Genomic DNA, 12,302 nt, shown 5'->3' with positions numbered 1-12,302 from the left:
TATGGCTGTTTTTTCTTATAAGGTCGTTCCTACAGGTGTATCCTGGCGGCCTTCGTTGCTACCATCCGGGCCATAATCCAAGCCTGGCAGATTGCTTTCGGGCAGGTCGTCGCTGAGCGGAATGGGGTGCTCATTTTTACGCTCGCTCAGGGTTTCGCTGCGGTCGGTGCCAGCCATGTGAGCCTGGTAGCTGGTCTGGGTATCATAAGGACGCTTACCTACCAGACGCTCTAAGTCGTCTTGCAGCAGTACTTCCTTTTCCAGCAACTCTTTAGCTACAATTTCCAGCTCATGACGACGGTCGGTGAGCAGCGCTTTCGTGCGCTCGTAGGCATCAGAGATGATGGTGCGTACTTCCTCGTCGATCATCTGGGAAGTAGCTTCCGAATATGGCTTGCTGAAACCATATTCATTCTGCCCCTTCGAATCATAGAAGGAAATGTTACCCAGCTTCTCATTCATGCCATACATAGTTACGATGCTATACGCCATCTTGGTGATGCGCTCCAAGTCGCTGAGGGCACCCGTCGAGATTTTACCGAAAACCAAGTCTTCAGCCGCACGACCTCCAAGGGCCATGCACATCTCATCGGTGAGCTGCTCCGTGTTGTATAGGAATTGCTCACGAGGCAGATATTGGGCATAACCCAACGCGGCCACCCCACGGGGCACAATACTCACTTTCACCAAAGGATCAGCGTGCTCCAGGAACCAACCGGCAATGGCGTGGCCAGCTTCGTGGTAGGCAACAATCCGCTTTTCGTTAGGCGAAATGATCTTGTTCTTCTTCTCCAAACCACCAATCACGCGGTCAACGGCGTCGGTGAAGTCCTGCATTGTTACCATCTTCTTGTCGCGGCGAGCGGCAATAAGCGCGGCCTCGTTGCAGACGTTAGCTATCTCAGCACCGGCAAAACCAGGAGTTTGAGCAGCCAGCTTACGAGCATCTACATCAGGACCCAATGTCAGCGGCTTCAAGTGCACCTGGAAAATCTGGGTGCGACCATTGATGTCTGGCTTATCGATGCTGATCTGACGGTCGAAACGACCGGGACGCAGCAACGCAGAGTCAAGCGTATCAGGACGGTTGGTAGCGGCGAGGATGATAACGCCGGAATCAGTGCCGAAGCCGTCCATCTCTACCAGCAGCGAGTTCAGCGTGTTCTCGCGCTCGTCGTTGCCGCCGGGCATCTTGCCGCTGCTGCGGCTGCGGCCAATGGCGTCAATCTCGTCGATGAATATGATACAGGGCGCTTTGGCTTTGGCTTGCTTAAACAAGTCACGTACCCGAGCAGCACCTACACCCACAAACATTTCTACGAAGTCGGAACCAGACAGCGAGAAGAAAGGCACGTCGGCTTCACCGGCCACAGCTTTCGCCATAAGGGTTTTACCCGTACCGGGAGGACCTACGAGCAGTGCGCCTTTCGGAATTTTGCCCCCCAGAACCGTAAACTTCGAAGGATTGCGGAGAAACTCTACAATTTCTTCTACTTCCTCTTTGGCTTCTTCCAGACCGGCTACGTCCTTAAAAGTAATTTTTACCTTGTCGCCACCCTCAAAGAGAGCAGCGCGTGACTTGCCGATGTTGAAGATTTGCCCCCCAGGTCCGCCCGCTCCGCTCATGCGGCGCATCAGGAACCAGAAACCTACCATGAGCAGGATAATTAGGCCCCAACTAGAAAGCAGGCCGTAGCCATCCTGACGCTGGTCGATGTTCAGGCCTACTTGCTGCTCGCGCGGCAGATTAGCCTGAATCTTATCAAGGTCTTCTTTAAATGTTTTGCCATCCACAACCCGGAAGGCAAACTGTGGGCCTTGCTCGAGGGTGAGCGGTCCGCGGCGAGACAGCTCATCGTTGTACTTAGCGCTTTTGGCGGCTTCCGGCTTCAGCGTCACCTCTACGGCCCGGTCGTTCACGAGTGTTACGTCGCGCACGTCACCGGCTAGCAGCATTTGTTCAAATTTCTGCTGATTGATGTCAACGGTAGAGTTGCTGCGGTTGAAATAGAACATCGCGAAGATGAACAATACCAACCCGCCCAGCACCAAAAGCTGCATGCTTGGCCGCGGCGTGGGCGTCGGTAGCATGGGCTTTTTCTTTTTGGGTGTTGTATTAGGCATGAATGAGATATGTCAGGGAAAGACAAAGGCGGAACACGCCGCCTGCGCTATTTGTTCGGTCCCACTGTGTTAGGAACAGAGACGTTTTCCTCCTCTAAATACTTTATATCCGCGTCGCCCCACAACTCTTCGAGTGCGTAAAACTGACGACGGTCGCGCAGAAAAACGTGTACGACGACATCTACGTAGTCCAGCAGCACCCACTCGCGGTTGGTGCGTCCTTCAGTTTGCCAAGGATTCTGACCAGTTATCTTCTCTACTTCTTCTTCTACTGAGCGGGCAATGGCGTCGAGCTGGGTGTCGGAGGAAGCGGAGCAGATAACGAAGTAATCGGCAACGGCGTTCTTAAGTTCCTTAAGGTTTAGCACTACAATGTCAACTGCCTTTTTCTCCTGCATGCCGCGCACGACTACATCTGCCAAACTGTCCGAATCTTGCCGAACCAGGGTACTTTTCATAGGGTATTGTTAGGTTTGAAATCACAAAGTAAGAAAATCAGGCGGTGGTTATTTCCCCCCAAACCCTCTTCACGGGCCAACAGCTAATCTGGTTGCCCGAATGTGCCTCTACAAACACGGAGGCACAGCGCTTAGTTGGCCAAAACCGCGCCACCGACGGCTGCGTGGTCATTACCGACAAACAGACCGCCGGCCGCGGCCAACGTGGCAACCGCTGGGAAGCCCAGCCCGGCGAAAATCTGACGATGTCGGTCGTCTGGCGCCCCACGTTCTTAGCTGCCCCCGATCAGTTTCAGCTCAGCCAGGCCGTAGCCTTAGCCGTGTACGACTGGGCTAGCGGTATGCTCGGCCCCGACCCCGCGCTTCGGGTGAAGTGGCCAAACGATATTTTTTTCGGGGAACAAAAGCTGGGGGGCATTTTAATCGAAAACACCTTAAGCGGCCCTAAAATTCAATCAAGTATCGTTGGTTTGGGCTTAAATATAAACCAGCGAGAATTTGCGGTGCCTACAGCCACGTCTTTGGCTTGCCTTACGGGCAGGCAATATGCACTGCCCGCGCTGGCTAGTCGGCTGCTGGAGTGTCTGGAGAAACGCTATTTGCAGCTACGGTCTGGGCAGGTCGCAGCTTTGCATCGAGCCTACCTGAAAGTACTTTACCGCTACCAAGAGCCCCATCTTTATGAAGTAGACGGGCGAGCAGTAACAGGCAGAATAAGGGGCGTAGATGAGGCCGGACAACTGCTTGTGGAAATAGACAGCGAACTGAGACACTTTGGTTTACAACAGATAAAGTATTTGCCTAGCCCTCAATCGCCTTAAATATCTAGTCGATATAAACGAGCGTTTCGTCTAGACTAACAGGGAGTTAATATAGAATACATAGTAACATCTAAGTTTTTGATTACATTCAAATAATTTAATGGAACAATAAACCTTCTTGCAACCTTTGCATCTAAGGAAGTATCTATCTGCTGAGTAAATGGCATTCTGAGGAAGCAGGCACGACGTTTGTTTTTTTCACTAACTGTATAAAGCTCAGCATTTTTTTTACTACGCGCTGACTACTTGATTACTCTTCAGGTGCCAAGCTCATTCTAACTGAACACACCATGATTATCTCTACTCGTTTATTATTAGTGCTGACGCTGTTTATGGCGCAGCTGTCGGCGGTTGCCACCACGGTGCAGCCGCCCCAATATCCGCCACCGATAAGTGGTGGCCCCCAACAATATCAAATGGGCTTAGGCAGCCGCTCAAGCCGCCTCACTACTCCTCTGCGCACAGAATTTTCTACTAATACTTTCCGCAACACGCCGTTTAGCAATTTGCCAGCGCCGACCATTTTCGCGTTTCGCAGCCCATTTTCGGGCCTTGGGGGGCAATCTTCGGCTAAGGCAGTAACTGCCGCGGCAACTCCCATCCAAGAAGCTCGGCTTAACGCGCCTACTTTGAGCGTGTACCCTAACCCGACCCGTGGAATGGTGGTCGTTAGTCTTTCACAGGCTCCTGGCCCAGACTATAAATTCCGTCTTAGCAACATCATTGGCCGCGAGGTGCGCACCCTGCCCCTACGTCCTGATATGGCTAGCACCGGTATTGCAATGAATCTCTCTGATTTGCCAGCTGGCATGTATTTCTATAGCCTACTCGTAAACGATAAAGTGGTAAGCACGAAGCGTTTGGTACTACAGAACTAGATCAAAAAGGCTAGTTTTGCTCGTCAAGCAAGTCGTCGCCTGACCGTTTTTTACAGCATATTCCGCATTCTAAAAAGCAGCCGAACCAATCAGCTGCTTTTTTTGTGCACTAAAAAAGCAGTCAGAAATGAACTGGGGGGCAAATCTGCGGTACGGCCGGATTTATTATCTACTTTTGGCCCTTCTCTGACCAAGCTAGTATGCACCCTTATAAAAGTCTGAATAACCTGGTTGGCTGGCTCGTATTCGCCATTGCCACACTTACTTACCTGATTACCCTGGAGCCCACCGCCAGTTACTGGGACTGCGGCGAATTTATTGCCTGCTCCTACAAACTGCTTGTACCTCACCCGCCCGGTGCTCCTACCTTCCTTTTATTAGGACGCATTTTCTCGCTGTTCTCTTTCGGCGACGTAACCAAAGTGGCGGTGCTGGTGAATGCTCTATCGGCGCTGAGCAGCTCGTTTACCGTGCTCTTCCTGTTCTGGACCATCACCATGCTTGCTAAGAAGTTGGTGCTGCACCGCGCCGTACCAAACCTGGAGCCTAACCTAGAGCCAACTTTTGGCCAAACCCTGCTGATTCTAGGAGCCGGTGTGGTAGGTGCGTTGGCTTTTGCCTTCTCCGATTCATTCTGGTTTAATGCTGTGGAAGGTGAGGTATACGCCATGTCGTCGCTGTGTACGGCGGTGGTTGTCTGGATTATGCTGAAGTGGGAAAACCGCGCTCAGGAGCCTGATTCCGATAAGTGGCTAATCTTAATCGCCTATATCATTGGCTTGTCTATCGGCGTTCACTTGCTCAACCTATTGGCACTGCCAGCATTGGGCTTTATTTATTATTACCGTCGCACGGCCAATCCTACCCTGCTGGGGGGCATTTTGACGCTGGTGGTGAGTATGATTATCGTGGGCTCTATCCTAGCAGGAATTATTCCTGGTCTGCCAACTATTGCTGGAGCCTTCGAGGTGTTCTTTGTGAACAGCGTAGGTCTGCCCTTCAACTGGGGTGTTATTATCTTTGTATTGCTGCTGCTGGCCATTATTTATTTTGGCTTCCGCTACTCCTACCGCAAAGGCAGCCAACTTGTGAACACCGGTATGCTGGTGTTCGTGTTTATTCTGATCGGCTACTCGTCGTATCTGATTGTGCCGATTCGCTCGGGTTTTAACCCGACTATCGATGAGAATAAGCCCGACGATGTGCTTTCCTTCGTGAGCTACCTCAAGCGCGAGCAATATGGCGACCGGCCTTTGCTCTACGGTCCGCAGTTCAGCGCTCAGCCTGTTGATCAGATTGAGGGTGCGCCGCGCTATGTGCGCGATGGCGACAAATATGTAATTGCGGAGCGTCGTCTCGAAACCATCTATCGGGACGAAGACAAAATGCTCCTTCCGCGCCTCTATAGCCCGCAGCCTGATCATATTCGCTACTACCAGAAGTGGGTAGATGTGCAGCCAGAAGTGAAGCCTACCATGGGCCAGAACCTGAGCTTTCTGTTCCGCTACCAGATGGGCCATATGTACTGGCGCTATTTCCTCTGGAACTTCGTGGGCCGCGAAAGTGACGTGCAGCAATCGGGGGTAGTATGGCCTTCCAGTGCAAGTGCGAGCGAACTACCCGTTCGTATCGGTGGCAGCAAAGCCCACAATAACTTCCTGGCTATTCCGCTGATTCTGGGCTTAGTGGGCTTATTCTTCCATGCCCAGCGCGACGGACGAAATGCCTTCATTGTAGGGCTTTTATTCTTATTCACGGGCTTGGCCATCGTGCTTTACCTGAACCAGCCGCCCATTGAGCCCCGGGAGCGTGACTATACATTTACGGGCTCTACCTACGCCTTCGCCATCTGGATTGGCTTAGGCGTGATTGGATTGGCAGAGCTATTACGAAGTGTGCTCAAAGCCGACACGGTGCGGGCTGGCGTAGCGCTTGCGCTTGGCCTTTTGGCGCCTGGCATTATGGCTGCGCAAGGCTGGGACGACCACGACCGCTCGGACCGCTACAGTTCCGTAGACTCGGCCAAGAATCTGCTTAACTCACTAGCACCGAATGCCATCCTGTTCACAAACGGTGACAATGACACCTTCCCGCTTTGGTATGCCCAGGAAGTCGAAGGCATTCGTACAGATGTGCGCGTGGCCGTACTCAGCTACCTGAACACCGATTGGTACATCGAGCAGATGCGTCGCCGCGCCTATAAGTCGCAGCCGCTGCCTATTTCGATGAAGCCGCAGAACTACGTGCAAGGCACCAACGATTATCTGCCTTTCGTAGAGAATCCGGCGGTACAGCAAGTTAATCTGAAGGAGTTTATTCAGCTGGTTGACGAGAACAGCCCGCTGCTGCAAGTGCAAACCCAGAGTGGCCGTTCGCTGCTGTCATTCCCTACCAAGAAGTTTTTCTTGCCCGTCGATACAGCTGCGATTATGCGCTCCGGCATTATTCCAGCCGAGCGTCGCAAACAGCTAGTGCCCCGCATGGAGTGGGACATGGGAGGTGGCGCCATTGAGAAGAAAAACCTGGTGATTCTGGACATGCTGGCTACCAGCAACTGGCAGCGCCCTATTTACTTCTCCAGTACTGTCGTGCCGTCTGACATGATGAACTTGCAGCCTTACTTCCAGCTGGAAGGTATGGCTTATCGCATCCTGCCGGCCCGGGACCCCAATTATGACCCACGCGGCAATGAAGGTTACGTGGCCAAGGACCTCATGTTTGAAAACATGATGAAGAAGTTCGCCTTCCGCAACCTAAACGACCCCAAGGTCTATTACGATGAGAACAGCTTGCGTTTCCCGGCTAACTATCGTGAGAAATTTGCCCGCCTAACCGAGGCTTACTTGGCCGCCGGCGACAAGGTAAAAGCGAAGCAGATACTGGATAAGGCCTTCACTGTGATGCCCGATGCGTCTATTCCGTATGATTACTACACGCCGCAATTTGTAGGACCACTAGTGGCAGTAGGTGAGCGGAAGAAAGCCACCGATATTCTGGATACAATGACCAACCGCGCCCAGCAGGCGCTGGCGTATTATTCTACCACGAATGGCAGCTTGTTTGAGATGGAAATTCAGAGCAACCTGCTTACGCTGCAAAGTGTGTATCAGGCCGCTGAGCAGATCAAGGATCAAGCACGTGCGGCTAAGGCTGTGGAGTTGCTGAACCAGTATTACCCACGTCAGTAAAGCTCCTGCTAACCTGATTTCTGGAGTTAGACTAGCAACCATTTTATAAAAAGCCCCCCAGTATCAACCTGGGGGGCTTTTTAATATCAATCAATTAAAATAAAGCTAACTCGTTATTAATTAATGACCAGTCGATAAAATTCGTTTAAGGCTGTATATGCTGTAATCCATGACTAAACGCCCCTTACTGCTACTATTCTGCTTTCTGCTCTTACTGGTATCCAGCAGGCAGGCAGCTACACGCCGCGACTTTGCTGGGCAATACAGTTTAGCGCGGCGCGTAGTAGTCGACACTCGTCAAGAAGCGGATAGTTTGCGCTTGTATGTGCGCTTTCCAAATGGGAGCGTCGTTGGGTCAGGTCAGCCGTTGCGTATAGCAGTGTGGCCGAGCTACGATGCTCAACAGCCTGTATGGCAAGACTCAGTAAGTCAGCTTGCTAAGCACACCAAACGTGTAGGCACTTCGGCTTTAGTTGAGTTTTGTGTGCCCCTCTCCAGGTTGCGGACCGGGCAAGTACTAAGCTTACAGCCGGGCCCCAACGCTGCTGACACTGGCGACGAGGCTTGGCTCCTACTCACCGCCGAGCGACTTGCACGGCCCTTTATCCTCATCGATTCTGCGGGGGCTCCTCTTCTGCGCCGGTATGTGCATGCAAACGAACCATTCGAAGTAAGCACTTTCGGCCTAGATCAGCCCTTACTGCTGCGGCGCTACGAAAGCAATTTTACGGCAGCTTTGCCCCCCATGACCAATCCAGCCGCCCAGCCACCGGCTTCGCGTACGCTGGGCGTCCAAGATTCCATCACCTTTCAGGCAGGGCAACTAGTGGCATTGCAGCGGGCTGGTTTGTATTTGCTGAATAATGGCTCAGGTGGTCCAGCCAGTAGCTTGTTAGTCGAGGAAAACAACTTTCCGGAGCTGACTACCGCCTCTGATTTAATCCAGCCACTTATTTACCTCACTTCGTCTGTTGAGCGCAAAAAGCTGTATGATGCTCCTTCGCCTAAAAAAGCAGTCGACCAATTTTGGCTGAATGCAGCTAACGGGCAGCAGGCCGGAGCTCGCCAGCTTATCCGTACGTATTATGGCCGTGTGTCAGCGGCTAACCAGCTTTTCTCCGCTTACAAAGCCGGTTGGATGACTGATAGGGGCATGCTTTACGTGGTGATGGGACCGCCTGATGCAGTGTATCGTACCGCCTCGGAGGAACGCTGGATCTACCGCCAGCCCAACGTGGGCAACAGCACCTATGTGTTCCGCGCCAAACCCAGTACCTTTGCTCCCGAACACTATGAATTGGTGCGCCGACCCGAGCACGAAATGCTTTGGTATGCCGCCGTGGAGCAATGGAGAAAAGCCCTGACGAACGCCCGTCCCGCCCGCTGAACGAGCAGCGCCGTACTTTTTACGATGAAAACGGCACGCGCCACGAGCCCCGTCGCGACCGTGACCGGCCAGATGCTGCCCGCTCGGGTAATTCAGGGCCTAAGCCTGACTACAAGCCGCGTTATCCGCACCGGCCAGCTGCCGACCGTAGTATCGATATGTTGTTTGGCTTGCGTCCTATTCAAGAAGCTCTGAGCGCGGGCCGGACGCTGGAGAAGATTTATCTGCTGCGGGGCACCAAAAACAGCATTACCCAGGAAATAACGGAATTGGCCAAAGCCGCTACGATTCCGGTGTCGCTGGTGCCGCTGGAGAAGCTCAACGACCTGACCCGCAAAAACCACCAAGGCGCAGTTGCCTTCGTTTCACCTATCGATTATGCTCCCCTAGACAGTATTCTGGCGGGCTTATTTGAGGCAGGCAAAACGCCCTTGCTCCTTCTGCTTGACCGAGTAACGGACGTGCGCAATTTTGGCGCTATTGCCCGTAATGCTGAGTGTTTAGGCGTACACGCCATCGTAGTTCCAAGCCGCGGCGCTGCTCAAATAAATGGCGATGCGCTTAAAACCTCTGCTGGTGCTTTAAATTTGATTCCGGTATGCCGGGAGCCTAATTTGAAGGAAACTATTACCTTCCTTCAACAGTCAGGCGTGCAGGTAGTAGCGTGTACGGAAAAGGCCGAGACCAGCCTCGAAACCGCCAGTGTAGATTTTACCGGGCCTGTTGCGGTGCTCATGGGCAGCGAGGAAGATGGTATTTCACCCGAATACTTGCGGCTCGCCGACCATAAAGTGCGCATTCCAATGGCTGGTCAAATTGGCTCCCTGAATGTATCCGTAGCCAGTGGGATTATGTTGTTTGAAGTTTCGCGGCAACGCCTACAAAGCAAGTAGCCATCAGATCTTAGTAAAGATTTCGTTACGTTACTCAACAAAAAGCAGCACACGGCGGCTATCTCAGTGAGTCAGCCGCCGGGTACTGCTTTTACTTGCTACGGATGCAGGCTAGTTATAGCCGCTACCTTTTTTGGCCCGAACATCGGCCACAAATTCTTTCACTCGCTGCTCTTCCGTGCGCTTGCAAATGAGCAGCACGTTATCGTACTCAGCCACGATATAGCCCTCTAAGCCCTGTACTACCACCAAACGCTCAGAGGGAGTTTTAATAACGCACTCGCGGGTATCATACAGAATGACATCGCCATCTATAACGTTGCCATTCTCATCACCACGGCCGATGCGATGCAGTGAATCCCAGGTACCTAGGTCGCTCCAACCGAAGTCAGCGGGCAGCACGTACACGTTGTCGGCCTTTTCCATGATGCCATAGTCGATGCTGATGTTGCGGCAGCGGGAATATGCATTCGTAATAAAATCTGCTTCCTTACTGGTTCCCAGCTGATCGAGTCCTTCATCAAACACTTCCGCAATGTCGCCGAGGTATTGATGGAAAGCCTGCAAAATCACTTCGGCCCGCCAGATAAATAAGCCGGAATTCCATAGGAAGTCGCCGCTATCCACAAACATCTTTGCCAGTTCCAGATTCGGCTTCTCAGTAAAGGTCTTCACCTTCCGCAGGTTGCCATACAACTCGCTCTGGTCGCCATCAATAAACTGAATGTAGCCGTAGCCGGTATCAGGGCGGGAAGGCTGAATGCCGAGCGTAATAAGAATATCCTGAGCGCGGGCGCTTGCTACGGCCTGGCTGATAATACCCCGAAACTCCTCCTCACGCTGCACGGCGTGGTCGGCGGGCGTCACGATGATGACTGCTTTGGGGTCGCGCTGCGCGATGCGGTAGCTGGCGTAGGCAATGCACGGCGCCGTGTTCCGGCCAATTGGCTCACCCAGAATCTGGTCGGGGGGCAAATCCGGCAAGTGCTGCTCCACCAACTCACTGTAATCGCGGTTAGTTACTACAAAAACATTCTCTGGGGGGCAAATTCCGGTAAAACGATCTACTGTAAGCTGCAGCATCGATCGACCGACTCCCATTACATCGTGAAACTGTTTGGGATGATTCGTGCGGCTAAAGGGCCAGAAGCGGCTACCAATGCCGCCCGCCATCACGACGAGATACGTATTTTGAGTCATAGAGCAGGCCTCACCGAAGCCGGGTTAAAGTAAGATCAGAAGCGAAGGTCCGAAATATTTCAGGGTTGCGCCCCCTTGTGCACGAATCCGGCCAAAACGCGAGGGCTAAAACGCACTGAAAGAAGTAGCTTCCTGATTTCTATACCAAGCCTTCACGCAGCAAATCATGAAGATGGATAAAGCCGCTAAACCGACCAGCATCTGTCACAATGAGCTGTGTGATATTGCGCTGCTGCATGCGAGCCAGCGCTTCGGCTGCAAAGTCTTCAACATCAATAGTGACAGGCGCTGGCGTGAGGATATTGTGGGCCCGCACATCTTCCAGATTGGTGAAGTTGGTGAGCATCCGGCGTAGGTCACCATCAGTTATAATACCTAACAGACGGTTGTCACCCTCGCTGAGCACAGCCGTTGCACCCAGTCGCTTGCCTGATATTTCGAGAATAATATCCCGCAGGGGGGCATTTTCAAGCACTTGCGGCGCCTGATTCTGCCTACTTAAGTCACCTACCTTCAGGTAAAGCTTCTTCCCCAAGGTGCCACCTGGATGCAGCCGAGCGAAGTCGGCGGAAGTAAACTCCCGCGACTCAAGCAGGCACACAGCCAAGGCATCGCCCAGAGCTAGTGCGGCGGTTGTACTGGTGGTGGGGGCCAAATTGTGGGGGCAAGCCTCGCGGGTAACGGGCGCGTGCAGCACGTAGTTGGCCTGTACAGCTAAATAAGAATCGGCATTGGAAACCAAGGCAGCCAAGGGCACACCTTTACGCTTTAGTAAGGGCACTAGCACTTTTATTTCCGGTGTGTCACCGCTTTTACTGATGGCAATGACAAAATCTTCTGCTTGAATCATACCCAAGTCGCCATGAATAGCATCAGCGGCGTGCATGAACAGGGCCGGAGTACCCGTAGAGTTCAGTGTAGCCACTATTTTGGCCGCAATATGGGCGCTTTTACCAATGCCGGTTACCACTACCCTACCCCGCAAAGAGAGTATTGATTCTATGCATAGTGCAAAATCAGGTGTCTTCTCCAAGGCCTCTGCTACGCCCTGAATAGCGCTTGCTTCTTCATGAAGCACTTTTTTTGCAATTGAGTTGAGTTCGTTCTGCGGTTTCAATCTAAATTTGATAGTCGGTACCGAGTAGTCGGTGCCTAGTAGTTGGTTGTTCATCCCGTTGTTGGTTTCAAGCCCTAGGCTGGCCGTGTTGCTTTTTTCATGGCGGATATCGTTGCTTCAACGCTGTACTTAATTGGATAGTAACCAACTACTGTTTAGATAAATACCAAAAAACCATTAGATTGAGAGTTCAACATGCGGTGTTGTACTCCTGTTCGCAATTCAAAACCGAGTAA

At 52.4% G+C, this 12,302-nt stretch carries 9 protein-coding genes; 5 read left to right on the top strand and 4 right to left on the bottom strand.

Going from position 1 to position 12,302, the window contains the following annotated elements; translation table 11 throughout:
* Window positions 1-15 precede the first annotated feature (15 nt).
* Both ftsH and rsfS read right to left on the bottom strand, forming a co-directional pair.
* On the bottom strand, window positions 16-2,124 hold the full coding sequence (ftsH, locus tag H8B13_RS06465) for an ATP-dependent zinc metalloprotease FtsH (protein ID WP_187309984.1): 2,109 nt from the start codon (window positions 2,122-2,124) through the stop codon (window positions 16-18).
* Between the two features lie 47 nt (window positions 2,125-2,171).
* Window positions 2,172-2,582, bottom strand: a complete 411-nt coding sequence (gene rsfS, locus H8B13_RS06460; RefSeq protein WP_187309983.1) for a ribosome silencing factor — start codon at window positions 2,580-2,582, stop codon at window positions 2,172-2,174.
* A 44-nt stretch (window positions 2,583-2,626) separates the two neighbouring features.
* On the opposite strand from rsfS, the gene H8B13_RS06455 reads away from it, so the two are divergent.
* The 5 genes from H8B13_RS06455 to rlmB all read left to right on the top strand — a co-directional run bounded on the left by H8B13_RS06455 (window position 2,627) and on the right by rlmB (window position 9,749).
* On the top strand, window positions 2,627-3,403 hold the full coding sequence (locus H8B13_RS06455; protein ID WP_315985111.1) for a biotin--[acetyl-CoA-carboxylase] ligase: 777 nt from the start codon (window positions 2,627-2,629) through the stop codon (window positions 3,401-3,403).
* Window positions 3,404-3,693: 290 nt separating this feature from the next.
* Window positions 3,694-4,281, top strand: coding sequence for a T9SS type A sorting domain-containing protein (locus H8B13_RS06450; protein WP_187309982.1), 588 nt, complete (start codon window positions 3,694-3,696; stop codon window positions 4,279-4,281).
* A 200-nt stretch (window positions 4,282-4,481) separates the two neighbouring features.
* Window positions 4,482-7,469, top strand: coding sequence for a DUF2723 domain-containing protein (locus H8B13_RS06445; protein ID WP_187309981.1), 2,988 nt, complete (start codon window positions 4,482-4,484; stop codon window positions 7,467-7,469).
* A 169-nt stretch (window positions 7,470-7,638) separates the two neighbouring features.
* Window positions 7,639-8,856, top strand: coding sequence for a GWxTD domain-containing protein (locus H8B13_RS06440; RefSeq protein ID WP_187309980.1), 1,218 nt, complete (start codon window positions 7,639-7,641; stop codon window positions 8,854-8,856).
* Window positions 8,817-9,749 (top strand): 23S rRNA (guanosine(2251)-2'-O)-methyltransferase RlmB, encoded by a 933-nt coding sequence (gene rlmB / locus H8B13_RS06435; RefSeq protein WP_261990253.1) that lies wholly within the window; start codon window positions 8,817-8,819, stop codon window positions 9,747-9,749. The genes H8B13_RS06440 and rlmB overlap by 40 nt, the downstream gene beginning before the upstream one ends.
* 111 nt (window positions 9,750-9,860) lie before the next feature.
* Here rlmB and H8B13_RS06430 read toward each other — a convergent pair whose 3' ends face one another.
* Both H8B13_RS06430 and H8B13_RS06425 read right to left on the bottom strand, forming a co-directional pair.
* Entirely contained in the window at window positions 9,861-10,949 is a 1,089-nt protein-coding gene (locus tag H8B13_RS06430) for a mannose-1-phosphate guanylyltransferase (RefSeq protein WP_187309979.1), read from the bottom strand.
* 139 nt (window positions 10,950-11,088) lie between these two features.
* Complete coding sequence (locus tag H8B13_RS06425) at window positions 11,089-12,066, bottom strand: SIS domain-containing protein (RefSeq protein WP_410054430.1); 978 nt, start codon at window positions 12,064-12,066, stop codon at window positions 11,089-11,091.
* Window positions 12,067-12,302 lie beyond the last annotated feature (236 nt).

It is taken from the genome of Hymenobacter sp. BT188 (genome assembly GCF_014333585.1).
Classification (GTDB): domain Bacteria; phylum Bacteroidota; class Bacteroidia; order Cytophagales; family Hymenobacteraceae; genus Hymenobacter.
The sequence above is the reverse complement of the archived record's forward strand: the minus strand, read 5'-3'. Positions and strand labels throughout refer to the sequence as shown.

Coding starts and splice junctions, on each gene's coding strand:
- rlmB (WP_261990253.1), top strand. CDS start 8,817: ATGGAGAAAAGCCCTGACGAACGCCCGTCCCGCCCGCTGAACGAGCAG.
- H8B13_RS06430 (WP_187309979.1), bottom strand. CDS start 10,949: ATGACTCAAAATACGTATCTCGTCGTGATGGCGGGCGGCATTGGTAGC.
- H8B13_RS06440 (WP_187309980.1), top strand. CDS start 7,639: ATGACTAAACGCCCCTTACTGCTACTATTCTGCTTTCTGCTCTTACTG.
- rsfS (WP_187309983.1), bottom strand. CDS start 2,582: ATGAAAAGTACCCTGGTTCGGCAAGATTCGGACAGTTTGGCAGATGTA.
- H8B13_RS06445 (WP_187309981.1), top strand. CDS start 4,482: ATGCACCCTTATAAAAGTCTGAATAACCTGGTTGGCTGGCTCGTATTC.
- ftsH (WP_187309984.1), bottom strand. CDS start 2,124: ATGCCTAATACAACACCCAAAAAGAAAAAGCCCATGCTACCGACGCCC.
- H8B13_RS06450 (WP_187309982.1), top strand. CDS start 3,694: ATGATTATCTCTACTCGTTTATTATTAGTGCTGACGCTGTTTATGGCG.